The organism is Pseudomonas sp. QL9, assembly GCF_041409665.1.
Classification (GTDB): Bacteria; Pseudomonadota; Gammaproteobacteria; order Pseudomonadales; family Pseudomonadaceae; genus Pseudomonas; species Pseudomonas knackmussii.
On the sequence record NZ_CP166971.1, the window covers coordinates 1,045,534 to 1,068,504 of the forward strand.

At 66.4% G+C, this 22,971-nt stretch carries 19 protein-coding genes; 3 read left to right on the forward strand and 16 right to left on the reverse strand.

Translation table 11 applies throughout. The features are described from left to right. Positions 1 to 9 precede the first annotated feature (9 nt). The 11 genes from astA to ACA097_RS04955 all read right to left on the reverse strand — a co-directional run bounded on the left by astA (position 10) and on the right by ACA097_RS04955 (position 12,799). Positions 10 to 1,032, reverse strand: coding sequence for an arginine N-succinyltransferase (gene astA, locus ACA097_RS04905; RefSeq protein WP_160286212.1), 1,023 nt, complete (start codon positions 1,030 to 1,032; stop codon positions 10 to 12). 19 nt (positions 1,033 to 1,051) lie between these two features. Continuing rightward, on the reverse strand, positions 1,052 to 2,068 hold the full coding sequence (gene aruF / locus ACA097_RS04910) for an arginine/ornithine succinyltransferase subunit alpha (RefSeq protein ID WP_043250555.1): 1,017 nt from the start codon (positions 2,066 to 2,068) through the stop codon (positions 1,052 to 1,054). 161 nt (positions 2,069 to 2,229) lie between these two features. Next, positions 2,230 to 3,450, reverse strand: coding sequence for an aspartate aminotransferase family protein (locus ACA097_RS04915; RefSeq protein ID WP_371368842.1), 1,221 nt, complete (start codon positions 3,448 to 3,450; stop codon positions 2,230 to 2,232). A gap of 411 nt (positions 3,451 to 3,861) precedes the next feature. Beyond that, complete coding sequence (argR, locus tag ACA097_RS04920) at positions 3,862 to 4,848, reverse strand: transcriptional regulator ArgR (protein WP_043250552.1); 987 nt, start codon at positions 4,846 to 4,848, stop codon at positions 3,862 to 3,864. Positions 4,849 to 4,882: 34 nt separating this feature from the next. Further along, positions 4,883 to 5,647, reverse strand: a complete 765-nt coding sequence (locus ACA097_RS04925; protein ID WP_160286211.1) for an ABC transporter ATP-binding protein — start codon at positions 5,645 to 5,647, stop codon at positions 4,883 to 4,885. A gap of 15 nt (positions 5,648 to 5,662) precedes the next feature. Then, positions 5,663 to 6,775, reverse strand: a complete 1,113-nt coding sequence (locus ACA097_RS04930) for a succinylglutamate desuccinylase/aspartoacylase family protein (RefSeq protein ID WP_371368844.1) — start codon at positions 6,773 to 6,775, stop codon at positions 5,663 to 5,665. 19 nt (positions 6,776 to 6,794) lie between these two features. Further along, a complete protein-coding gene (locus tag ACA097_RS04935) occupies positions 6,795 to 7,493 on the reverse strand; it encodes an ABC transporter permease (RefSeq protein ID WP_160286209.1) in 699 nt (232 codons plus the stop codon). A gap of 15 nt (positions 7,494 to 7,508) precedes the next feature. Continuing rightward, entirely contained in the window at positions 7,509 to 8,198 is a 690-nt protein-coding gene (locus ACA097_RS04940; protein ID WP_043250543.1) for an ABC transporter permease, read from the reverse strand. Between the two features lie 169 nt (positions 8,199 to 8,367). Next, positions 8,368 to 9,147 carry an ABC transporter substrate-binding protein gene (locus ACA097_RS04945; protein ID WP_160286207.1) on the reverse strand — a complete coding sequence of 260 codons (780 nt, stop codon included), beginning with the start codon at positions 9,145 to 9,147 and terminating at the stop codon, positions 8,368 to 8,370. Positions 9,148 to 9,698: 551 nt separating this feature from the next. After that, positions 9,699 to 11,654: an acetate--CoA ligase gene (gene acs / locus ACA097_RS04950; protein WP_371368850.1), complete on the reverse strand. Its 1,956-nt coding sequence runs from the start codon at positions 11,652 to 11,654 to the stop codon at positions 9,699 to 9,701. A gap of 191 nt (positions 11,655 to 11,845) precedes the next feature. Then, on the reverse strand, positions 11,846 to 12,799 hold the full coding sequence (locus ACA097_RS04955; RefSeq protein ID WP_043250533.1) for a LysR family transcriptional regulator: 954 nt from the start codon (positions 12,797 to 12,799) through the stop codon (positions 11,846 to 11,848). A 320-nt stretch (positions 12,800 to 13,119) separates the two neighbouring features. On the opposite strand from ACA097_RS04955, the gene ACA097_RS04960 reads away from it, so the two are divergent. Both ACA097_RS04960 and ACA097_RS04965 read left to right on the forward strand, forming a co-directional pair. Next, positions 13,120 to 15,267 carry an FUSC family protein gene (locus tag ACA097_RS04960; RefSeq protein ID WP_371368853.1) on the forward strand — a complete coding sequence of 716 codons (2,148 nt, stop codon included), beginning with the start codon at positions 13,120 to 13,122 and terminating at the stop codon, positions 15,265 to 15,267. 589 nt (positions 15,268 to 15,856) lie between these two features. Beyond that, positions 15,857 to 16,120, forward strand: coding sequence for a DUF2790 domain-containing protein (locus ACA097_RS04965; RefSeq protein WP_043257045.1), 264 nt, complete (start codon positions 15,857 to 15,859; stop codon positions 16,118 to 16,120). A gap of 78 nt (positions 16,121 to 16,198) precedes the next feature. Here ACA097_RS04965 and ACA097_RS04970 read toward each other — a convergent pair whose 3' ends face one another. Continuing rightward, positions 16,199 to 17,500, reverse strand: a complete 1,302-nt coding sequence (locus ACA097_RS04970; RefSeq protein WP_371368855.1) for a phospholipase — start codon at positions 17,498 to 17,500, stop codon at positions 16,199 to 16,201. Between the two features lie 203 nt (positions 17,501 to 17,703). Between ACA097_RS04970 and ACA097_RS04975 the strand changes: the two genes are divergently transcribed. Next, on the forward strand, positions 17,704 to 19,368 hold the full coding sequence (locus ACA097_RS04975) for an MFS transporter (protein WP_043250529.1): 1,665 nt from the start codon (positions 17,704 to 17,706) through the stop codon (positions 19,366 to 19,368). Positions 19,369 to 20,034: 666 nt separating this feature from the next. Here ACA097_RS04975 and ACA097_RS04980 read toward each other — a convergent pair. The 4 genes from ACA097_RS04980 to cobU are packed head-to-tail and all read right to left on the reverse strand — an operon-like array spanning position 20,035 to position 22,944. Continuing rightward, on the reverse strand, positions 20,035 to 20,769 hold the full coding sequence (locus ACA097_RS04980) for an adenosylcobinamide-GDP ribazoletransferase (protein ID WP_160286202.1): 735 nt from the start codon (positions 20,767 to 20,769) through the stop codon (positions 20,035 to 20,037). After that, the gene (gene cobC / locus ACA097_RS04985; RefSeq protein ID WP_371368858.1) at positions 20,766 to 21,374 is read right to left on the reverse strand and encodes an alpha-ribazole phosphatase family protein; all 609 of its coding nucleotides are present in this window, start codon (positions 21,372 to 21,374) and stop codon (positions 20,766 to 20,768) included. Before cobC ends, ACA097_RS04980 begins: the two co-directional genes overlap by 4 nt. Next, entirely contained in the window at positions 21,371 to 22,426 is a 1,056-nt protein-coding gene (gene cobT, locus ACA097_RS04990; protein WP_371368860.1) for a nicotinate-nucleotide--dimethylbenzimidazole phosphoribosyltransferase, read from the reverse strand. Before cobT ends, cobC begins: the two co-directional genes overlap by 4 nt. Further along, on the reverse strand, positions 22,423 to 22,944 hold the full coding sequence (cobU, locus tag ACA097_RS04995; RefSeq protein WP_371368862.1) for a bifunctional adenosylcobinamide kinase/adenosylcobinamide-phosphate guanylyltransferase: 522 nt from the start codon (positions 22,942 to 22,944) through the stop codon (positions 22,423 to 22,425). The genes cobT and cobU overlap by 4 nt, the downstream gene beginning before the upstream one ends. Positions 22,945 to 22,971 lie beyond the last annotated feature (27 nt).

Below are 22,971 nucleotides of genomic sequence, written 5' to 3' on the forward strand. Positions count from 1 at the left end.
CGCGCGGGATCAGCTGCGTTTTCCGGCGGACAGCGGCACCGCGCGCACCGAGGCGCCCGCGGCAAGACGCAAGCGCTTGGCGGTCTGCGCGTCGACCACCAGGGAGCCGGCGGCGACCCGCGCCGGCGCCGCGGTGATGCGGCACTCCTCGCGCTTGCGGTTGTGGATCAGGAAGGGCTCGGCGTCGTCACCCGGCGTGCCGATGGCCAGCACCAGCGTCTGGCTGTCGGCGATGGCACGGATCTTCTCGGTCGGCGCCTCGATGGCCGGGCCGGCGTCGAAGATGTCGACGTAGCCCTGGTAGCTGAAGCCTTCCCCCTTGAGCATGGCCAGCGCCGGCTCGGTGTCCGGATGCACGCGGCCGATCACGTTGCGCGCCTCTTCCGAGAGGAAGCAGGTGTACAGCGGGAATTTCGGCATCAGTTCGGCGATGAAGGCCTTGTTGCCGACGCCGGTCAGGTAGTCGGCCTGGCTGAACTCCATCTTGAAGAAGTGCCGGCCCAGGCTTTCCCAGAACGGCGAGCGGCCGGCAGCGTCGGACATGCCGCGCATCTCGGCGATCACCTTGTCGCCGAACAGTTCGCGGAACTCGGCGATGAACATGAAGCGCGCCTTGGACAGCAGTCGACCGTTGAGGCCGGTCCGCGCATCGGCGTGCAGGAACAGCGAGCACAGCTCGGACTGCCCGGTGAGGTCGTTGGCCAGGAACAGCGTGGGAATCTCGCGATGGATGCCCAGTTCCTGGGAGGCGCTGACGGTGAGGCCGACGCGGTAGTTGTACCAGGGCTCGCGCAGGCCGACTGCGCCAGCTACGGCGGAGATGCCGACGACCTTGCCGTCGTCGTTTTCGAGGACGAACAGGTAGTCGGCGTCAGCGCGCTCGGCTTCGCCGCGGAAGGCCTTCTCGGCCCAGCTGACGCGGTGCGCCAGGCGCTGCTCGTTGGCCGGCAGTGTAGTCAGGCCGGTGCCGGTGCTGCGCGCCAGATCGAAGAGGGCCGGCAGGTCGGCGCTGGTGACAGGACGAACGATCATATGGATTCCCCGGAACTGGTTAGACCGCCACCAGGCGGACGCTGGCGCCTTCGCCGATGCCCAGGGCCTCGGCGGTTTCCGCACTCAGGGTGACCGGCTTGCCGGGAACCCAGTCGAGCTCGGCGACCACCGCGCGGTAGTCCTGGAGCAGGCCGTTGGTGACCAGGTAGCTGCGGGTCGCCTTCGGCACTTCGCCGATGCGCACCGGCACCAGGCGGCTCTGGGCGATAGAACGGATGCCCGAAGTGCGCGCATGCAGGGTCGGACCGCCATCGAAGATGTCGATGTAGTTGTCGGTCTCGAAGCCTTCGCGCATCAGGATGTCGAAGGTGATCTGCGCGCGCGGATGCACCTGGCCCATGGCCTCTTGCGCCTCGTCCGGCAGCAGCGGCACGTAGATAGGGTAGTGCGGCATCAGCTCGGCGAGGAAGGTGCGGCTCTTCAGCCCGGACAGCTTCTCGGCCTCGCTGTAGTTGAGGTCGAAGAAGTTGCGCCCGACGGCATTCCAGAACGGCGACTCGCCCTGCTCGTCGCTGTAGCCGACGATCTCGGTGACGACAGCATCGGCGAAGCGCTCCGGATGACTGGCCATGAAGAGCAGGCGACCACGGGAGTTGAGCTCGGCGATGGGCGTATTCACCAGGTCGCGCTCGACGTAGAAGCTGGTCAGCAGGCTGTTGCCGGTGAGGTCGTGGCACAGCGAGAGGACATGGATCTTGTTGTGGATCTTCAGCTCGCGCGAGGCGTGCACGAAGGTCTCGTTGCGGAAGCTGTAGAACGGCTCGGAAAAGCCGGCCGAGGCGACGATCGCCGAGCAGCCGACCAGGCGCCCGCTCTGCGTATCCTCGAGCACGAAGAAGTAGCTTTCTTCGCCGTTGAAGCTGACTTCGGCGGCGAACGAGGCCTCCGAGGCGAGAATCTTCTCTTTCAACCGTTCCGCGTCGTCCGGCAGCGACGTGACGCCGACCGGGCTGTCCGCGGCGAGACGCTGCACCTGCTGCAGGTCGGCCACTTGGGCGGGGCGCATCACCAGCATGGCGTCACTCCTCTATCCAGACAAAACCACATGAAACATCCCTCCCTGGGTTGCGCGCAGGACGCAGCCTGCGCCAACGCATTCGGGGCCTGCTAAGAACGGCCGGACCACGTCCGGCCGGATCGAACCGGCGCCGGAGACTCCCGGCGCCGTACGGCGAATCAGCCGCGGGTCAGCTTGGCGACCGCGCGCTCGAGGCGATCCAGGCCTTCGTCGATGTCGGCATCGGCGATCACCAGGCTGGGCGCGAAGCGAACCACGTCCGGACCGGCCTGCAGGACCATCACGCCTTCCTTCTCGGCGGCGTTGAAGACGTCCTTGGCCTTGCCTTTCCAGGCGTCGGAAAGCACCGCGCCGATCAGCAGGCCGAGACCGCGAACCTGGGTGAAGATGCCGTATTCCTGGCCGATCTTCTCCAGGCGCGCCTTGAAGCGCTCGTGCTTGGCGCGCACGCCTTCGAGCACTTCAGGAGTATTAATCACATCGAAGGCGGCGCCAGAAACGGCACAGGCCAGCGGGTTGCCGCCGTAGGTGGTGCCGTGGGTACCGACGACCAGGTGCTCGGCGATCTTCGCGGTGGTCAGCATGGCGCCGATCGGGAAGCCGCCGCCCAGGCTCTTGGCGCTGGAGAGGACGTCCGGGGTCACGCCGTAGTGCTGGTAGGCATACAGGTGGCCGGTCCGGCCGAAGCCGCTCTGCACTTCGTCGAAGATCAGCAGCGCGCCGTTGTCGTCGCACAGCTTGCGCACGCCTTCCAGGTAGGCCTTGTCGGCCGGCAGCACGCCGCTCTCGCCCTGAACCGGCTCGAGGATCACCGCGCAGGTCTTGTCGGAGATGGCGGCTTTCAGCGCGGCCAGGTCGTTGAACGGAATATGGGTGATGCCCTGTACCTTCGGACCGAAGCCGTCGGAGTACTTGGCCTGGCCACCGACATTGACGGTGAACAGGGTACGACCGTGGAAGCTGTTGACCATAGAGATGATCTCGAACTTCTCGGGGCCATATACGTCATGGGCATAGCGACGGGCCAGCTTGAGCGCGGCTTCGTTGGCCTCGGCGCCCGAGTTGGCGAAGAACACGCGTTCGGCGAAGGTGGCGCCGATCAGTTTCTGCGCCAGGCGCAGGGCCGGCTCGTTGGTGAACACGTTGGACACGTGCCAGATCTTGTTGGCCTGTTCGGTCAGCGCACCGACCAGCGCCGGATGGCAATGGCCCAGGGAGTTCACGGCGATGCCGCCGGCGAAGTCCACCAGCTCTCGGCCGCTCTGGTCCCAGACTCGCGAACCCTGACCACGCACCGGAATGAAAGCGGCCGGGGAGTAGTTGGGGACCATCAGCTGGTCGAAGTCGGAACGTTGAACCTGCGCTTGCGGAGCGGACATCGGAGTTCTCCTGCCTGGTAGGGCGGCTATCGATGGAGGGATTGTAGGGGCTGATCAGGGGCTGGCATTGCCGCGAAGCGACAACTTCTTATAGCGCCAACCCGGGGATTTCCGCGGTTTTCGGAAATGCGACAGAAAGCGTCGGGAAGGCGCAGTGTAAAGGCAGGGAGCCCCAGTGGGTACAAGGCGCTTGGTGAATTTGTGCGGTGTAAGGACAGGGCCGGCCCAGGTGATTCTCCGGAAACCCAAAAGCTGTTCGTAGAAGCGAACCTCGATGCACGACGTGCCCCTGTAGGAGCGGACCTTATCCGCGATTCGCGCGCATGGCGCGCTCCTAGGTGGATGTATCGGTGCGGGGATCTTCGCGGATGAGATCCGCTCCTACAGGGAGGCCCCCTGCTGGGAACGGACTCAGCCGCGCTCGCTGCCTGCAGCCGGCGTAGCTTCCGCGGAGCCCTGGCCGCGACGCTGGTTGCGGTCTTCGCGCGGGGTCACGCCGAAGAAGTTGCGGTAGGCGCTGGAGAAGTGCGGGCCGCTGGAGAAGCCGCAGGACAAGCCGATCTGGATGATCGACTTGCTGGTCTGCATCAGCATCTGCCGCGCGCGGTTCAAGCGCAGCTCCAGGTAGTACTGGCTGGGCACGCGGGTCAGGTACTGCTTGAAGATGCGCTCCAGCTGACGACGCGAGACGCAGACGTGCTGGGCAATCTCGTCGGTGGTCAGCGGCTCCTCGATGTTGGCCTCCATCAGCAGCACCGCCTGGGTGAGCTTCGGGTGGCTGGAGCCGAGGCGGTTCTTCAGCGGGATGCGCTGGCGCTCGTTGCCTTCGCGGATGCGCTCGACCACCAGCTCTTCCGACACTGCACCGGCCAGTTCCGCACCGTGGTCTCGAGACAGCACGGCCAGCAGCAGGTCGAGCACAGCCATGCCGCCGCAGGCACTGAGGCGGTCGCGATCCCACTCGAACAGGTGGTTGGTGGCGATGACTTTCGGGAAGCGCTCGGTGAAGTCGTCGTGCCAGCGCCAGTGCACCGCGGCGCGATAGCCGTCGAGCAGGCCGAGTTGGGCCAGCGGGTAGATGCCGGCCGACAGCGCGCCGATGCTCACGCCGCCGCGGGCGAGTTGCTTGAGCGCGGCAGCCAGCGGTGCGGAGATATGTTGCGGCGCCTCGTCGGCAACCAGGAAGACTCGCTGGCACTGTTCCAGCATGCCCTGCCAGGACTGCCCCGGCAGGCGCCAGCCCTCCCCTTCGACCGACGGCTCGACGGACATGAAGACCGGATCGTAGAGCGCTTCGGGGTGCAGGCGCCGGGCGACCCGCAGGGCCTCCTCGGCGAGCGCCAGGGTCAGCGCGCGAGTCTGGGGCCAGAGCAGGAAACCGATGCGTTGGGCAGTCATTCGAAGGCTTCTGTCGACATGGACGAGGTACAGCTTACTTCAAGCTGCCGGACAGGAACTGCTTGAGGCGGTCCGATTGCGGGTTGGCCAGCACTTCCTTCGGGCATCCACGCTCTTCCACCAGCCCCTTGTGCAGGAACACCAGCTGGTTGGAAACCTCGCGGGCGAAGCCCATCTCGTGGGTCACCACCACCATGGTGCGGCCTTCCTGGGCGAGGTCCTGCATGACCTTGAGCACCTCGCCGACCAGCTCGGGGTCGAGCGCCGAAGTCGGCTCGTCGAACAGCATCACCTCCGGCTCCATGGCCAGCGCACGGGCGATGGCCACGCGCTGCTGCTCACCGCCGGACATATGCGCGGGGTAGGCGTCCTTGCGGTGCGAAACACCGACCTTCGCCAGGTAATGTTCGGCCTTCTCGCGGGCTTCCGCCTTGGATACGCCCAGCACGTGCACCGGCGCTTCCATCACGTTGTCCAGGGCGCTCATGTGCGACCACAGGTTGAAGTGCTGGAACACCATCGACAGGCGCGAACGCATGCGCTGCAGCTGCTTGGTGTCGGCGGCCTTGAGCCCGCCGTCCTTGTTCGCTACCAACTTCAGTTCCTCGCCATTGAGGAGGATCTTGCCGGCGTGCGGCTGCTCCAGCAGGTTGATGCAGCGCAGGAAGGTACTCTTGCCCGAGCCGGAGGAGCCGATGATGCTGATCACGTCGCCCGCCTTGGCCGCCATGGAGACGCCCTTGAGCACTTCGTGATTGCCGTAGCGCTTGTGCAGGTCTTGGATTTCCAGTTTGTACATGTCGGTTACTCGAATTCAGTCGTTGATCAGCCGGCCCGTACGGAACGGCTCACGCCCGGCCACCTTGGCCATCCAGTGTCCTGCCAGCGCGTATCGCCCTCGCTCGAGGGCGAAGAGCACGCCGGAAGTCCCGGCGCGCACGGTGCTGACCTTGTCGTTCAGGGGGTCCACCACCTCGAACAGCGCCTCGCCCTTTTCCACCCACTCGCCGGCGTAGCGCAGGAAGCTGACTACACCCGCATGGGGCGCGGCCAGGTATTCGGTGCCTTCGAAAGGCATGCCCTCGCAGCACTGCTCGGGCATTGCCGGCCATTCGCCGGCGATCAGCCCCTGTTCGGCGAGGAAGCCGAGGATCGCCTCGGCGTTGTCGCGAGCCTGTTCGACGCGGGTGTCCCCCATGCTGCCCAGCTCCACGGTGGTGGCCAGGCAAGCCGGCGGAATCGCCGCCTGTGGATAAGCCCGCGCCAAACGCAGCCAGGGCAGCGAACAGGATTCGTCGAACGAGTTGCCGCCGGAATCTTCCGCCAGCAATGCGACTCCCGCCTTGAGGCGTGCAGCCAGCGAGCGCCAGCGCGGCCAGTGCTGCGGGAGGGCGTAGAGGTGCACGCAGGCCTCGAAGTCGCAGTGCAGGTCGAGCACGATTTCGGCATCGCAGGCATGGCGCAGCAACAGGCGCTGCATGGCCTGCAGCTCGCCGACCGGTGGCGGCAGTTCGTCCAGCACTTCGCGCATGGCCTGCCGGATGAGCCGCACGTTGGCCTGCTCATCACCACTCAACTGGGCGACGACGCGCGGACCGACCAGCGATGCCAGCTCGACGAAGCCGCGGTTGAAGTTCTGCCCGCCGCTCATCTCGAAACGCCCGAGGTGGCTGGCCTGCAGCCACTGGCCGAGGCCGATCGGGTTGGCCACCGGGACCAGCTCGACCACGCCGTTCAGCCGACCTTCTGCCTCCAGCGCGGCGAGGCGCTGCTTCAGCTCCCAGGCGGTGCGCATGCCCGGCAGTTCGTCGGCATGCAGGCTGGCCTGGATGTAGACCTTGCGTTCGCCGGCGCCGAAGCGGAATACGCTCAGGTGCCGCTCGCTGCCCAGGCTCGCGCCGGGCAGCAGGTGATCGACTCGTTGCATGCTGCTTCCCTCTTCCGGCTCAGTGCTTGCGCGGCGCCAGGTAGGCCAGCCAGCGGCGCTCGGCCATCTTGAACAGGCGCACCAGGATGAAGGTGAGGATCAGGTAGAACAGGCCGGCGGTGATGAAGGCCTCGAACGGCAAGTAGTACTGCGAGTACACGGTGCGCGCGGCGCCGGTGATGTCCACCAGGGTGACGATGGACGCCAGGCTGGTGGTCTGCAGCATCATGATCACTTCGTTGCTGTACTGCGGCAGCGCGCGGCGCAGCGCCGAGGGCAGGAGGATGCGGCGGTACATCTTCAGGCGCGACATGCCGACCGCCTTGGCCGCCTCGATCTCACCGTGCGGGGTAGCACGGATGCTACCGGCGAGGATTTCGGCGGTGTACGCGCTGGTGTTGATGGCAAAGGCCAGGCAGGCACAGAAGCTGGCATTGGACAGCCACGGCCAGAACACGCTGTTGCGCACCGCCTCGAACTGCGCCAATCCGTAGTAGATGAGGAACAGCTGCACGAGCATCGGCGTGCCGCGGATGACATAGGTGTAGAGCCATGCCGGCAGGTTCACCGCCGGCTGCTTGGACACACGCATCAGCGCCAGCGGTACGGCGAACAGCAGGCCGATGAGCAAGGAGATGGCGAGTAGCTTGAGAGTCACCAGCAGACCACTGAAGTACAGCGGCAGGTTTTCCCAGACGATGGCGTAATCGAAGATCATTGCTATGCCCTCTCCTTACAGGTCCGCGACTTTCACGCCGACCGAATAGCGGCGCTCGAGCACACGAAGCAGAACCAGGGAGACAGTGGTGACGACCAGGTACAGCGCCGCCACGGCCAGGTAATAGGTGAAGGGCTCGCGGGTGGCGTCGGAGGCCTGCTTGGCCTTGAACATCATGTCCTGCAGGCCGACCACCGAGATCAGCGCGGTGGCCTTCACCAGTACCAGCCAGTTGTTGGTGAAGCCGGGGATGGCCAGGCGGATCATCTGCGGCACCTGCACACGGAAGAACACCTGCAGGTGGCTCATGCCGTAGGCGAAACCGGCTTCGGCCTGGCCCTTGGGGATGGCCATGAACGCGCCGCGGAAGGTTTCCGAGAGGTAGGCGCCGAAGATGAAGCCAAGGGTACCGACACCAGCCACGAACGGGTTGAGGTCGATGTAATCCTCGTAACCCAGCTGTGGCGCGATCCAGTTGAGCAGGCCCTGGCCGCCGTAGAAGATCAGCAGGATCAGCACCAGGTCGGGCACGCCGCGGATCACGGTGGCGTACAGATCGCCCAGCCAGGCCAGCCAGCGAATTGGCGAAAGGCGGAAGGCCGCACCCGCCAGGCCAAGCACTATGGCCAGCAGCATCGACAGCAGGGCCAGCTGAAGCGTCAGCCAAGCGCCGTCGACGATGGTCGCCCCGTAACCGTGAATCATGGTCAGCACCTCATGGAACTACTCGCCGTCCGGGCAAGCGCAGATCGGCAGGCTGCGCGGCGCGCAGCCCGGATTGTCCGCGGCGGTCGCTACAGCGTCCGCCGCCCAATAAAAAAGTGGCACAAACTTCAGGTCTCGGCCCGGGTTTGCGCCACTTCGGGATCAGGCGTCAGTTCGAGCCGTAGACGTCGAACTTGAAGTACTTGTCCTGGACCTGCTTGTACTTGCCGTTGGCGCGGATGGCGGTGATGGCATCGTTGAACTTGCCAGCCAGGGCGCTATCGCCCTTGCGCACGGCGATGCCCACGCCTTCGCCGAAGTACTTCTCGTCGGTCAGCTGCGGGCCGACGAAGGCGTAGCCTTTGCCAGCATCGGTCTTCAGGAAGCCGTCATCCAGGTTCACCGAGTCGGCGACGATGGCGTCCAGGCGACCGGCAACCAGGTCCATGTTGGCTTCTTGCTGGGAGTTGTAGCGCACGACCTCGACGCCGGCCGGAGTCAGCTCGGCGGTGGCGTAGCGATCGGCGGTGCTGCCGCGCAGAACGCCGATCTTCTTGCCTTTGAGGTCGGCCTTCGGATCGTTGAGGCTGGCGCCCTCCTTCATCACGAAGCGCGCCGGGGTGTTGTAGTACTTGTTGGTGAAGTCGACCGACTTCTTGCGCTCGTCGGTGATGGTCATCGACGACAGGATGGCGTCGATCTTGCGCACTTTCAGCGCCGGGATCAGGCCGTCGAATTCCTGCTCGACCCACACGCACTTGACCTTCATCTCTTCGCAGAGGGTGTTGCCGATGTCCACGTCGAAGCCTGCCAGCTTGCCGTCGGGAGTCTTGAAGGAGAACGGCGGGTAGGCCGCTTCGATACCGATACGCACCGGTTTGTCATCGGCGTGGGCCAGGGCGGTAAGAGCGGAAAGCGCCAGCGCGCCGAGAAGTGCGAACTTCTTCATCAGAGACTCCTTCGAGGGTAGGACTTCGATTGGCAGGAGAAAGGGGGTTGGCCCAGGCTGCCTGTGCAGAAGTGAAGGTTGTTGTTTTCTGCGCATTGCCGTGGCGTGTTTCTCGTGAAAATCACGCCTACCAGGGTGAGCGGAATGATAGCGACAGCACCCGAGTGGTTATTTCTTCAATGCGACAAGTAATTACAGAAGCGCCGGACAGAGGCAGCCAGCGCCTTGACGGAGGGGATTTTAGGTGATCAAGGAATGAATAGTAAAACCAATTCTTAAAGCATGTTATGGGCCAACTTTGTATAACCTCAATAACGGCGCGGCCTGCAGCGAAGTTTCACCTGAATGCCCTACAGATAAAGCGCACTGAACTTGTGCGAATGTTCCCGGCGACCCCACTTTCGCGCTCCTGTTCCGTGTGAGGTGTTACCGCGCGAAGGGCGAGTCGAGCATGCCAACTTGACGTCGGGCTCCTATCACCCCCGAATCCAAAGGTTCGCTCCAAAAGAAAAACGCCCCGGCAAGCGGGGCGTTTTCGTTTCACGGACGGATCAGGCGGCTTTCATCGCCCGATGGGTGTCCACCAGGTGCTGTACCACGCCCGGGTCGGCCAGGGTGGAGATGTCACCCAGGGCGTCGTACTCGGCGGTGGCGATCTTACGCAGGATGCGGCGCATGATCTTGCCCGAGCGGGTCTTCGGCAGGCCCGGGGCCCACTGGATGACGTCCGGGGTTGCGATCGGGCCGATCTCCTTGCGCACCCAGGCCTTGAGCTCCTGGCGCAGTTGCTCGTTGGCTTCCTCGCCGGCGTTCAGGGTGACGTAGACATAGATGCCCTGCCCCTTAATGTCGTGCGGTACGCCAACCACGGCAGCCTCGGCCACTTTCGGGTGGGCGACCATGGCGCTTTCGATCTCGGCGGTGCCCATGCGGTGGCCGGAGACGTTGAGCACGTCGTCGACGCGGCCAGTGATCCAGTAGTAGCCGTCTTCGTCGCGACGGGCGCCGTCGCCGGTGAAGTACATGCCCTTGAAGGTCTTGAAGTAGGTGTCGACGAAGCGGTCGTGGTCACCGAACAAAGTGCGCGCCTGACCCGGCCAGGAGTCGAGAATCACCAGGTTGCCCTCGGCGGCGCCCTCGATGATGTTGCCCAGGTTGTCCACCAGCGCCGGCACCACGCCGAAGAACGGCTTGGCGGCGGAGCCCGGCTTCATGGCGTGGGCACCCGGCAACGGGGTCATCAGGCAGGCGCCGGTTTCGGTCTGCCACCAGGTGTCGACGATCGGGCAGCGCGACTGGCCGACGGTCTCGTAGTACCACTGCCAGGCTTCCGGGTTGATCGGCTCGCCCACAGAACCCAGCAGGCGCAGGCTGGAGCCGTCGGCGCCGGCGACCGCCGCCTTGCCCTCGGCCATCATGGCGCGAATGGCGGTCGGCGCGGTGTAGAGGATGTTGACCTTGTGCTTGTCGACGATCTTGGCGACGCGGGTGATGTCCGGGTAGTTCGGCACGCCCTCGAACAGCACGGTGGTCGCGCCGTTGGCCAGCGGGCCGTAGACCACGTAGCTGTGGCCGGTGACCCAGCCGATGTCGGCGGTGCACCAGAAGACTTCGCCGGGGCGGTAGTCGAACACGCGCTCGTGGGTCAGCGAGGCATACACCAGGTAGCCGCCAGTGGTGTGCAGCACGCCCTTGGGCTTACCGGTGGAGCCGGAGGTATAGAGGATGAACAGCGGGTCCTCGGCGCCCATTTCCTTCGGCGCGCAGGTGGAGCCGGCGACCTTCATCAGGTCTTCGTACCAGACGTCGCGATGCTGGTTCCACTTGATGTCGGAGCCGGTGCGCTTGCAGACGATGATCTTCTGCACGCTGCTGGTTTCCGGGTTGGTCAGGGCGTCGTCGACGTTGGCCTTCAGCGGGGTTTTCTTGCCGCCGCGCACGCCTTCGTCGGCGGTGATCACGATCTTCGAGCGGCAGTCGATGATGCGGCCGGCCAGCGCTTCGGGGGAGAAGCCGCCGAACACCACGGAGTGGATGGCGCCGATGCGGGTGCAGGCGAGCATGGCGACGACCGCTTCCGGGATCATCGGCATGTAGATGGTCACTACGTCACCGCGGTGCACGTCCTGGCCGCGCAGGGCGTTGGCGAACTTGCAGACTTGCTCGTGCAGTTCGCGGTAGGTGATTTCCTTGTGGTCGGCGGGGTCGTCGCCTTCCCAGATGATCGCCACCTGGTCGCCGCGTTCGGCGAGATGGCGGTCGAGGCAGTTGTAGGAGACGTTCAGGGTGCCGTCGGCGAACCACTTGATGTCGACGTGGTGGTCGTCGAAGGAGGTCTGCTTGACCTTGGTGAAGGGCTTGATCCAATCCACCCGCTGCCCCTGCTCGCGCCAGAAGCCGTCCGGGTTCACCACCGACTGCTGGTACAGCTTCTTGTAGGTGGCTTCGTCGGTCAGGGTATTGGCGGCCACTTCGGGACGCACGGGATACACGGATGCCGCAGTCATGACGCATTACCTCGGTACGGAGTGTTGTTTTTGTTGCGTCAAGTTGTAGCGAGAGGGGTCTGTAGGAACCATACGACCATGGTCTTACCAATCCATGTTCGTACTGATGAGGCGCATAAGCCCGACTGACGGGGCCTGCGACAAAGCGCCACAGGCCCCGTTCAGGGAGAGAGGGAAGCTGGAAGGGAACCTCAGGAGGCCGGGTGCAGCCGCGCGCTGTGCTCGACCATCAGTTGCTCGTGCTCGGCGAGCATGCCGGGGATGCAGTCGCGCAGGAACTCGACCCAGGTGCGGATCTTGGCGTCGAGGAACTGCCGCGATGGGTAGAGCGCATAGATGTTGAGGTGGAACAGGCTGAAGTTGGGCATCACCCGCACCAGCTTGCCGCTGCGCAGCCCTTCGACGGCCGAATACACCGGCAGCGCGCCTATGCCCATCCCGGCGACCACCGCCTCGGTCAGGGCGTCGGCGGTGTTGACCTGGAAGTGCGTGTGGTCCACGTGGGCCAGCTCTTCGCCGTCCGGGCCGTGGAACAGCCACTTGTCCAGGGACATCACGTTGTTCACCAGGCGCAGGCAGCGGTGCGTGGCGAGGTCGGCCGGCACGTTAGGGAAGCCGTGCCTGGCGACGTAGCCCGGCGCAGCGCAGAGCACGCTGTAGGTCTGCCCCAACTGCTTGGAGACGAAACCGGAGTCCGGAAGCTCGGGGGCGATCACCACCGAGATGTCGTAGCCCTCGTCGAGGATGTCGGTGGTGCGGTTGGCCAGGGTCAGGTCGAAGCCGACCTCGGCGTACTTCTCGCAGTACCGCGAGATCGCCTTGATCAGGTAGTGCTGGCCGATCCCGGTCATGGCATGCACCTTGAGCTTGCCGGCCGGACGCGAGTGCGCGTCGCTGGCCTCGGCCTCCGCTTCCTCGATGTAGCCGAGGATCTGCTGGCAGCGCAGCAGGTAGCGCTGGCCGGCCTCGGTCAGGGCTATGCGGCGGGTGGTGCGGTGCAGCAGGCGGGTACGCAGGTGGGCTTCGAGCTTGGCCACGGTACGCGAGACGTAGGCCGTGGTGAGGTCCATGCGCTGGGCGGCGGCGGTGAAGCTGCCGGTCTCGGCGACACAGACAAAGGCACGCATGTTGTGCAGCAGGTCCATCATTTCTCCTCAAAGCCTGTCGGCGAGCCAAGGCTTGCGGCGGCACTCGCCACCAAGCAAAACCTTGTTACAGACTCAAGACAGGCGGCGAATTGTCGCACATCGACCCCGGCAAAATTATTGCTCCATCAGGCAACAATCATTCTTCCATCCGTCAACTTATCCCGCCTCCGCCCGCCTTCTAGAATCGCCCTCCCACCGCGGCCCCCGCTGTATCCAGGATCCGAAGCTGTGTTCCGCCATTCGTGCCAGGCGCTTCATCCCGCTGTTATCCCTTCGACCTTCCCAGCCCTTCCTGCATCGATCTCGAGGCATGTCCCATGAGCAGTCTGAGCATGCGTCTGCCCGACGCGAACGCCCTGCGCCAGGCCCTGGCCGAGTGGGCACGCAGTGACGGCATCACCTGGGTGTTCATCGCCAAGACCCTGATCACCGCCTTCACCGCCCTGTGGCTGGCCTACCGCCTCGAACTGCCGCAGCCGAACACCGTGCTGGTCAGCGCCTTCATCGTGCTGCAGCCGCAGAGCGGCCAGGTGCTGGCGAAGAGTTTCTACCGCATCCTCGGCACCCTCGCCGGGCTGACGGTGATGGTCACCTTCATCGCCCTGTTCGCCCAGGAGCGCGTGCTCTTCCTGCTCTGCGTGTCGATCTGGGTCGGCCTGTGTACCGCCGGCGCCGCACGCTACCGCGACTTCCGCGCCTACGCCTGCCTGCTTGCCGGCTACACCGCGGTGATGATCGGCATCCCCGCCACGCTGCACCCCGAAGGCGCCTTCATGCAGGCGTTGTGGCGCGTGCTGGAGATCACCCTGGGCATCTTCTGCACCGGCCTGGTCAGCGCGCTGATCTTTCCGCAGACCAGCAGCGCCGCCCTGCGCAATGCCCTGGATGCCCGCTTCGGCGACTTCGCCGGGCTGGCCGCCGCCGGCCTCGAAGGCACCCTCGACGCCACACGTTTCGAGCAGGCCGCCGCACGCATCGCCGCCGAAGCGGTGGGCCTGGAGAACCTGCGCAACGTCACCGCCTTCGAGGATCCGCACATGCGCCTGCGCAGCGGCCGCCTGGCGCGCCTGAACAGCGAGTTCATGCAGCTGACCACGCGCTTCCACGCCCTGCAGCGCCTGCTCGATCGCTTGCGCGAACGCCAGGCCGCCGCCGTGCTGGAAGTGCTCATGCCGTGCCTGGTCGAGGTCGGCAGCCTGCTCGCCGGCTGGCATGGCCGGCCCCTGCGCGATGCCGACGCGGCCTTCCTCGCCGCCCAGCTGGAGCACTGCCGCCAGCAGCTCATGGCGCAGATCCGCGAGGCGCGCGCCAAGCTCGGCCACAGCTGCCCGCGCGAGGCCGACCAGCTCGATTTCGAGACCGCCGCCGAGCTGCTGTACCGCTTCGCCGGCGACCTCCACGACTACGCCCAGACCCACGCCTCGCTGGCCGCGCACAAGCATGCCCGCGAACACTGGAAGGAACGATTCACACCCAAGGCCAACGCGTTGGCCGCGAGCGTCGCCGGCCTGCGCTGCGCGCTGCTGGTGCTGGTCGGTGGAGTGCTCTGGATCGAAACCTCGTGGCTCAGCGGCGCCACCTTCACGCTCACCTCGGTGCTGATCGCCGCGCTGTCCTCGGCCTCGCCCAACCCCAAGCGCCTGTCGCTGCAACTGACCCTCGGCACGCTGCTCGGCGCCACCCTCGGCTTCATCCTGACCTTCCGCGTGCTGCCGCACCTGGATGGCTTCCCGCTGCTGTGCTTCGTGCTCGCCCCGGTATTCGCCCTCGGCGCCTTCCTCCTCTCGCGGCCGCAGTGGAGTGGCTACGGCGTCGGCCTGCTGGTGTGGTTCTGCATCGCCTCGCTGCCGGCCAACCTGGCGCGCTACGACGCCTACACCTTCATCAACGAGTACCTGGCCATGCTGCTGTCGATGGGCATGGCGGTGATCGCCTCGATGGTGATACTCCCGCCCAACCGCCCCTGGCTGTGGAAACGCCTGGAGACCGAGCTGCGCATGCGCGTGGTGCACACCATCAGCGATCCGCTGAAGGGCCTGTCGTCAGGTTTCGAGAGCGGCACCCGCGACCTCCTAAACCAGGCCTACGGCCTCGCCAGCGGGCGCCCCGACGTGCAGCACCGTCTGCTGCGCTGGATGTTCCAGGTCCAGGAAGTGGGCCACGCGATCATCGAACTGCGTCTCGAGCAGGCCAACCTGCCAAACGAGCCCTGGTACGCCGAGACCATGCCCTGGCGCAACGCCATCCGCGTCATGGGCCGGGCGCTGATCCGGCTGTTCATCCAGCCCGGCGAGAACAACCGGCTGCGCGCACTGGCGGCGGTCGAGCACGCCATCTACTGCACCCGTACCACCCACGAGCCGCGCCCGCCGCACTTCGAAACCTCGCCGCTACGGCGAACTTGCAGCTACCTGCACTTCATCCGCACGTCCCTGCTCGACCCCAGTTCGCCGCTGCGCGGCTGAACATCGCCCCCTGTAGGAGCGACTGTCTTTTGGGCTCCCGCGTTCGCGGGAGTGACGGGATTGGGACTCGTGCCCTCCTTCATCTTCCCCGCGAACGCGGGACGCGGCTTCATCGCGAACAGCGCTTGCGCTGGCCCGAAGGGGAATCACCCAGACAACAACGTAGGAGCGGACCTTGTCCGCGATTCGCGCGCCTGGCGCGCTCCTACAGGGGCACCTCCTGCACGACCATTCGCGGACAAGGTCCGCTCCTACGAGAGCATTCGGGCTGTGACGCCAGGTCACGGGCGACGATTTCGCACGCCCTGTCTCCAACCGCACGAAAACCTCGCCGCCAGATCGCCCGCCCCGCCCGCAAACCCGCGCCACAGCTGGATTATTGCCTTTTAGTACGAGGTATTTAAGGCGTCCAGACATATGAATCGACGCCCTGCGGACCTACCATTTGCTTGCTGTCGAAGCGCGCTGAAACACCCCAAGAACCCGATCGAAATTCCCTAAAGACACCCTCCCGATGAAGCCGAATATCTTCGTCCTGGCCGCGTGCGCCCGGATGCGGCTCCCGCTCGGGAAAAAGGCAGGTAAAAACATGAAAGCCCTAGTCGTTCTGGCCCTGGCCGGTTTCTCTTCGCTCGCCCTCGCCGAGCAGGCGGACGCCGCTGCCCAACCTCAGAGTCCGGCTGTCGAGCAATACACCTACGGCATGAAACTGGACATCGCCCACGTGGTTTCCACCACCGATGTTTCCAACGTCTGCGGCGTCGTTCCGGCCCAGATGACCTACGAGGATTCCCAGGGTCAGCGCCACACCCTCGAATACCAGGTCATGGGCAGCGGCTGCACTGGCGGCTAAGCCCTACCCGATGCCACCGCGAAGGGTCCACGCCCCCTTCGCGGCGCGTCGCCCGCACCGCTCCACTCCCCGCTCCTCTCAAGGCTCCAGCACCGAACGCACCAGGTTGCGGCTGTGCGCACCGAACGCCTTCAGCAACCCCAGCAACTGCTCGTCCAATTGCGCATCGTGCTGCAGCGGCGCCAACTGATTCCCCGCACTGAAACCCTGGCCGGCATTCGCCGGGATTGTTGCCAACCAGTGACCTATTGCCGCATCTAAGGCCGCTGCGTGGGCATGCGATTCCGCCGCTACCACTTCGCGCGGATACTCGCTGGAGTACGCCGGGTAATCCCCATCGCTGCTCGTGTCGTCGTAAGCCATCAGCAAAGCCGCGCCCTGCGGATTGCGCAGCGATTCCAGCAACCAGTCCAGCTGGTAGTGCTCCATGCCGATGTGGCGGGCCGCCACGCGGCTGATCGCGGCCTTCTTGTCGGCATCGAAGCCGGCCATGGCCTTCACCGCCGTCCACAGCATGCTGGTGGTGGTTTCGCCGGGCAGCGGCGTGCTGTGGTAGGGCTGGGTCAGGTCCTGGACGTAGTGCAGGGACCAGCCGAGAAAGCGGTAGCCCCAGTACGGATGGCCGTGTTCGAAGGCGTAGCGCGCCAGGCCGTGGAACTGGTAAGCACGCCACTCCGGCCAGCTGCGCTTCAGGTAGGGCGCGCCGGCGAAGATGATCGCCGACTCATGGTAGAAGCCCATGTGGAACGGCGCCTGCGAGCTGAACTCGTAGCCCGGATCGCCAAAGGGCTGCGGGCCGAAGCCATAGCGCTGGCCGGCCGCGCCGGGGTTGTCGCTGAACAGGTGGATGTCGTGGCCGAAATCCGGCTCGTCGCTGGCGCTGGCCAGCACCGCCAGGGCGGCGACCGATTCACCCGGCTGCAAGGCGATGAAACGCCAGGTCGCCCAGCCGGCGAGTTCGTGGAACACCAGCACCTCCGATGCCTTCAGGTGCGGGCGCCCGGGCTGGTCGTTGCCTGGCAACGGCTGGATCGCGTCGGCCAGCTTGATCTCGGGATTCAGGCGCAGCGCCATGAGGAAGGCCTGGCGTCGTTCGCCCTGTTCCTCACCACTGAAGCGCAAGTCGTCCGGCCGCGACGGATAGGCGCGGAAGTGCTCGCGGGCGAAGCGCTCCTGCTCATCGAGCAGTTGCGCGAGCCCCGGGCCTTCGGCGGCGAGGAAGGCCTCCAGCGTCTCCACCGAAACCGCCGGCGCCTGGGCCACGGCCGGCAATTTCTCCAGGGCCTCATAGGTGCCCATGGCGTGATTGGACCAGGCCCACAGGCAGCGTGGCAGGAGCAGCAGGGACGACAGCAGGGCCAGGCGGGTCAGGCGATTCATCGAGATTCCCTTGTTGTTTTTTGCCGCGCAGCCTAGCAACCCTGCCGGCGCCGGCCCAGCCGCGGCGGGCCAGCGCAAGTCACCGATAGCGCCATGCCTGACCATCATCAATGGCACCCGCGATGCCGGCCACTACACTTCCCCGGCATGGCGGGCCGACGCGCGACCAACGGCGCCGGCCGCTCCGCACAAGGACTCACCCCATGCTGCAATCCGTTTCGCCCAAGCACGACCTGCCGCTGCAGAACGACCCCGAACCGCAACGCAGCGGCGTGCTCGCGCCCTTCTCCATCGCTGCCTTCCGCATCATCTGGATCTGCAACCTGTTCGCCAACCTGGGCACCTGGGCGCAATCGGTGGCCGCCGCCTGGGTGGTCACCGAGGCCCACGCCAGCCCGCTGATGGTGGCGATGATCCAGGTCGCCTCGGCGCTGCCGCTGGTGCTGCTGTCGATCCTTTCCGGGGTGCTGGCGGACAACCACGACCGCCGCAAGATCATGCTCATCGGCTTGTCGATCGAACTGTCCGGCGCGGCGCTGGTGACGCTGCTGGCATTCCTCGGCTACCTCGACCCGCTGATGCTGATCCTGTCGATCCTCTGGCTGTCGCTGGGCAGTTCCATCACCATCCCGGCCTGGCAGGCGGCGGTGAACGAACAAGTGCCGGCGCGCCTGGTGGGCGACGCGGTGCTGCTCAACAGCGTCAACTACAACGTCGCTCGCGCTGTCGGCCCGGCCATCGGCGGCCTGCTGCTGTCGGTCACCGGTGCTCCCTGGGTCTTCCTCTTCAACTGCCTGTGCTACGCCTCGCTGATCTGGGCGATCTGGCAATGGCGCCGCGACGTACCCAAGCGCAGCCTGCCGCCGGAGCACCTCCTCGAGGGCGTGGTGGCGGCGCTACGCTTCACCCAGTACTCCAGCGTCACCCGCCTGGTGATGCTGCGCTCGGCGGTGTTCGGCCTGTCCGCCAGCGCGGTCTGGGCGCTGCTGCCGCTGCTGGCGCACCGCAACCCGGACGGCAGCGCCTCGGTGTACGGCTACATGCTCGGCGCCCTGGGCCTGGGCGCCATCCTCGGCAGCACCCTGGTCGGCCGCCTGCGCCGGCACATCGGCACCAGCCGCCTTATCAGCCTGGGCGGCGGCACCCTGGGCCTGGTGCTGCTGGTGCTCGGCGCGGTGGACAACCTCTGGATACTGTTCCCGGCCCTGATCCTCGGCGGCACCTGCTGGATCGCCGCGGTGGCCAGCTACAACTCGGCGGTGCAGATCCTCGTGCCCGACTGGGTCAAGGCGCGCGCCCTGGCGCTCTACCAGACCGCGATCTACGGCGGCCTGGCGGCGGGTTCGTTCCTCTGGGGCCACTTCGCCGAGACCATGGGCGTTCAAGGCGCAATGCTCGCCGCGGGCTGCCTGCTGCTGATCTCGGTGGCGCTGCTCTACAACTCGCGCCTGCCGGAGCTCGACCCCGGAGGCATCGCCCGCGCGCCGGCACCGCGTCCGGGACAACCGAGCTTCGCCTTCGACGAACAGCGCGGCGCCGTGCTGGTGAGTATCGAGTATCGCATCCCGGCCGAACGCACCCGCGACTTCGTCCGCGCCGCCAAGCCGCTGCGCCGCCTGCGCCTGCGCAACGGCGCCGAACGCTGGTCGCTGTACCGCGACGTCAGCGACCAGGAGTCCTGGCAGGAGCTGTTCCTGGTGGACAACTGGATCGGCCACCTGAGGATGCTCGACCGCCTGACCCTCGAGGACAAGACGATCATCGACAACGTCGCGAGCCTGCATGTCGGCGACGCGCCACCGAAGGTGCGGCATGGGGTGAGCTACGAGTCGGGGAGCTACGAGGCGCCGCCGGATACGTTGGGGTGAGCGTAGGGCGTACAACCGTTCGCGGTTGTACGCCGTTACACGGGCCTCATCGCCCTGCCAGGGCTGAACCTGACGCTTTCGGATCGCCCCGTTCAACCTCGAGCGGACCGGCAGCCATGGTTAAACGGCGGATAAGCCGGAGGCTTATAGGCCCTGTGCCCTACATAGCAACGCCGCATCCTCCCAACGTCATCCCCGCGAACGCGGGGACCCAGAAGCGCTTTTGGCTTGGGTGTTTCTGCGCCGCTTAGGCGTGCGTTGAAATTTCTTGTTTCGCCCCCTCGGGCGAGTCACTTTCTCAAACGCCAGAAAGTAACCAAAGCGCTTGCCCCGACATACGGGTCCGGCGGAGCCGGACTTCCCTCGCACATCCCCACGCACCCGGAGGCCCGCCCCGACAGTACGTCCCTGTACTGGTCGGGGCTTTTGCGACATCCATGTCGCGCAACCTCCTCTGCGTGGGCTTAGCTCGGCCTTCTGTAAGGGGCGTTCGGCGCGCGCGGATGTTTCTCTGGAAATCCCAAGAGCGAAGCGCGCGTGCGCTCTTCGTAGGAGCGGATTTATCCGCGAACCGCACGGCACGATGCTTCCCTTGTAGGAGGGTCGGGGACGCCTAGCTCTTGTCCGCGAATCGCGGGCATGGCCCGCGACAAGCCACACCGCCCCTCAGATCGCCAACGCCACCAGTACCGCACATTCGACCAGCTCGACCAGCGCCCCGGCGGTGTCGCCGGTGGTGCCGTCCAGGCGCGCCATCAGGCGGCTGCGCCACCAGATGAACACGGCCAGCGCCACTACTATGGCTACTACGCCCGTCAGGCCGGTGAGCGGCATCAGCACCACGTTCAGCGCCAGCATCCAGGGCAGCGCGCGGCGCGGCAGGTGGTCGGACAGCGCCTGGCCGAGGCCGCCGGGGCGGGCGTAGGGCGTGGTGAGGAACAGCAGCGGCAGCGCGGTGCGCGCCAGCCAGGGCGCCAGCAGCAGTGGCCACAGGTGGCCTTTCTCCAGAAGCGTGAGGATCGCGGCGAACTTCAGCAGCAGGATCATCACCAGCACCACCACGGCCACCGGGCCGCTGCGCGGGTCCTTCATGATCGCCAGGGTGCGTTCGCGGTCGCCCAGGCCGCCGACCCAGGCATCTGCCGTGTCGGCCAGGCCGTCGAGGTGTAGCGCGCCACTGAAGGCGACCCACGCCGCCAGGATCAGGGCCGCATGCAACGCCCCCAGGGTATCGCCCAGCCACCAGCCTAGGCCGCCCAGCGCGGCGCCCATCAACAGCCCGACCAGCGGATAGAACAGCGTCGCCCGGCCGAACTGCTCGGGCGTCGGCGCCTCGCCCAGGCGAATCGGCAGGCGCGTGAGGAACTGCAGGGCGATCAGCGGCAGGTACAGGTTGCTCATCGGGGCGTGCTCGCGTCCTCGGGCTCGACCGGTCGAATGTCCCAGCCACCGGCGCGCGGTTCAACGCGCAGCCTCAGCAGCTCACCGTGGGCGACGCTCACCTGCAGCAGTTGCTCGCGCGCCAGCCCCTGGGCGCGGGCGCCGAGCAGACGCATCACCCCGCCGTGGGTCAGCAGCAACAGGTGCTGTCCGGCATGCGCCGCGTACAGTCGCTGCAAGGCTGCGTCGACCCGCGCTTCGAACGCCGGCAACGGCTCGCCGCCCGGCGGATAAAAGGCATAGGGGTCGGCCCAGAAGCGGGCCAGTGCTTCGCCATCACTCTCCATCAGCGTAGCCGCGGAAAGCCCCTCCCACTCGCCGAAGTCGAGCTCGCGCAGGTCCGCTTCCAGCTGCAAAGGAAGGCCGCTGTCGGCGGCCAGTCGCTCGGCGAATGCCGCACAACGCCGCAGCGGCGAGCTGACCAGCGCGTCCCACGGCCGCGCATCGCCGATGCCGGCACGCATTTGCGCCCAGCCCTGCGCGGTCAGCTCGTCGTCCAGGCGACCGCGAAAGCCGCCGCCGAGCTCGGTCTCGCCGTGGCGCAGCAGGTCGAGGCGCAGGCTCATGCCGGGCGGTCGGACACCGCCGCCTCGGCGAAGGTAGCCATCTCACCGTGCAGCTGGCAGGCCTGGCGCAGCAGCGGCACTGCCAGGGCGGCGCCGCTGCCCTCGCCCAGGCGCAGGCCGAGGTCGAGCAACGGCTGCGCTTCCAGCACTGCGAGTACGCGACGGTGACCCGGCTCGGCGCCGTTGTGGGCGAACAGCAGCCAGTCGCGGCATTGCGGGTTCAGGCGCACCGCCAGTAATGCGGCGACGCTGCAGATGAATCCGTCCACCAGCGCGACCATGCCCTTCTGCGCGCACGCCAGGTAGGCGCCGGCCAGCGCCGCCACCTCGAAGCCGCCGAGACGGCACAGTGCCTCGAAGGGATCGGCGCAATGCTCGCCGTGCAGGGCCAGGGCGCTCTCGATCACTTCGGCCTTGTGCGCCACGCCCTTCTCATCCAGCCCGGTGCCCGGACCGACCAGGGTCACGGCGCGCTCGCCGAGCAGACCGCAAGCCAGGGCGGCAGCGCAGGTGGTATTGCCGATACCCATCTCGCCGCCGATGAAGAGTTCGCTGCCGGCCTGCTGCGCTCGGCGCACCGACTCACGCCCGGCTTCCAGGGCGAGCAGTGCCTGGGCAGCGGTCATCGCCGGCTCGCGGGCAAAGTTCAGGGTGCCGGCGCCGAGCATCAGGTGCAGCACGCCGGGCAGCGGCTCCAGGGGCACGGCGGTGCCGAGGTCGATGACTTCCAGGCGGGCATCCAGGTTGCGCGCCAGCACGCTGATGGCCGCACCGCCGCGCACGAAGTTGCGCAGCATCTCGACGGTCACCGCCTGTGGATAGGCCGACACGCCCTCTTCCACCACGCCGTGGTCGCCGGCGAACAGCGCGATCCACGGGCGATTCAGGCTCGGCCGCTCGCGGCCCTGCAGGCCGGCGAGCTGGATGGCGACTTCTTCCAGCCGCCCCAGCGCACCGCGCGGTTTGGTCAGCTGGTCCTGGCGTGCGGCAGCTTTGTCGCGCGCCACGCGGTCCACGGGTTGGCACGGCTCGCGCCACCACTGCAGGCTCATACGGGTTCTCCCTTGAGGGTCATGGGCAGGCCGGCGACGGTGAAGACCACCCGCTCGCTGCATTCGGCGACGGCCTGGTGCAGCCAGCCGGCTTCGTCGACGTAGCGGCGGGTCAGTTCGCCCAGCGGCACCACGCCCAGTCCGGTTTCGTTGCTGACCAGGATGATCCGCCCCGGCAGGGCAGGCAGCGTGGCCAGCAGCTCGTTGATCTCGTGTTGCAGGTGCGCGCCGTCGTCGGCGAGCAGCAGGTTGGTCACCCACAGGGTCAGGCAGTCCACCAGCAGGCAACGATTCGGTGCGGCGTGCTCGCGCAACGCCTGCGCCAAGCGCAACGGTTCTTCGACCAGGCCCCATTCGGCGGGGCGGCGCTCGCGGTGCTGAAGGATGCGCGAGCTCATCTCGCCATCGCCGGCCTGGGCAGTGGCGAAATAGGTGACCGGCAAACCGCTGTCGCGCGCCAGGCGCTCGGCCAGGCGGCTCTTGCCGGAGCGGGCGCCGCCGAGGATGAGTTCAAGCATTCGGGTGCTCTTTATTGGGTCCCCGCG

Coding starts and splice junctions, on each gene's coding strand:
- astA (WP_160286212.1), bottom strand. CDS start 1,032: ATGATCGTTCGTCCTGTCACCAGCGCCGACCTGCCGGCCCTCTTCGAT.
- aruF (WP_043250555.1), bottom strand. CDS start 2,068: ATGCTGGTGATGCGCCCCGCCCAAGTGGCCGACCTGCAGCAGGTGCAG.
- ACA097_RS04915 (WP_371368842.1), bottom strand. CDS start 3,450: ATGTCCGCTCCGCAAGCGCAGGTTCAACGTTCCGACTTCGACCAGCTG.
- argR (WP_043250552.1), bottom strand. CDS start 4,848: ATGACTGCCCAACGCATCGGTTTCCTGCTCTGGCCCCAGACTCGCGCG.
- ACA097_RS04925 (WP_160286211.1), bottom strand. CDS start 5,647: ATGTACAAACTGGAAATCCAAGACCTGCACAAGCGCTACGGCAATCAC.
- ACA097_RS04930 (WP_371368844.1), bottom strand. CDS start 6,775: ATGCAACGAGTCGATCACCTGCTGCCCGGCGCGAGCCTGGGCAGCGAG.
- ACA097_RS04935 (WP_160286209.1), bottom strand. CDS start 7,493: ATGATCTTCGATTACGCCATCGTCTGGGAAAACCTGCCGCTGTACTTC.
- ACA097_RS04940 (WP_043250543.1), bottom strand. CDS start 8,198: ATGATTCACGGTTACGGGGCGACCATCGTCGACGGCGCTTGGCTGACG.
- ACA097_RS04945 (WP_160286207.1), bottom strand. CDS start 9,147: ATGAAGAAGTTCGCACTTCTCGGCGCGCTGGCGCTTTCCGCTCTTACC.
- acs (WP_371368850.1), bottom strand. CDS start 11,654: ATGACTGCGGCATCCGTGTATCCCGTGCGTCCCGAAGTGGCCGCCAAT.
- ACA097_RS04955 (WP_043250533.1), bottom strand. CDS start 12,799: ATGGACCTGCTGCACAACATGCGTGCCTTTGTCTGTGTCGCCGAGACC.
- ACA097_RS04960 (WP_371368853.1), top strand. CDS start 13,120: ATGAGCAGTCTGAGCATGCGTCTGCCCGACGCGAACGCCCTGCGCCAG.
- ACA097_RS04965 (WP_043257045.1), top strand. CDS start 15,857: ATGAAAGCCCTAGTCGTTCTGGCCCTGGCCGGTTTCTCTTCGCTCGCC.
- ACA097_RS04970 (WP_371368855.1), bottom strand. CDS start 17,500: ATGAATCGCCTGACCCGCCTGGCCCTGCTGTCGTCCCTGCTGCTCCTG.
- ACA097_RS04975 (WP_043250529.1), top strand. CDS start 17,704: ATGCTGCAATCCGTTTCGCCCAAGCACGACCTGCCGCTGCAGAACGAC.
- ACA097_RS04980 (WP_160286202.1), bottom strand. CDS start 20,769: ATGAGCAACCTGTACCTGCCGCTGATCGCCCTGCAGTTCCTCACGCGC.
- cobC (WP_371368858.1), bottom strand. CDS start 21,374: ATGAGCCTGCGCCTCGACCTGCTGCGCCACGGCGAGACCGAGCTCGGC.
- cobT (WP_371368860.1), bottom strand. CDS start 22,426: ATGAGCCTGCAGTGGTGGCGCGAGCCGTGCCAACCCGTGGACCGCGTG.
- cobU (WP_371368862.1), bottom strand. CDS start 22,944: ATGCTTGAACTCATCCTCGGCGGCGCCCGCTCCGGCAAGAGCCGCCTG.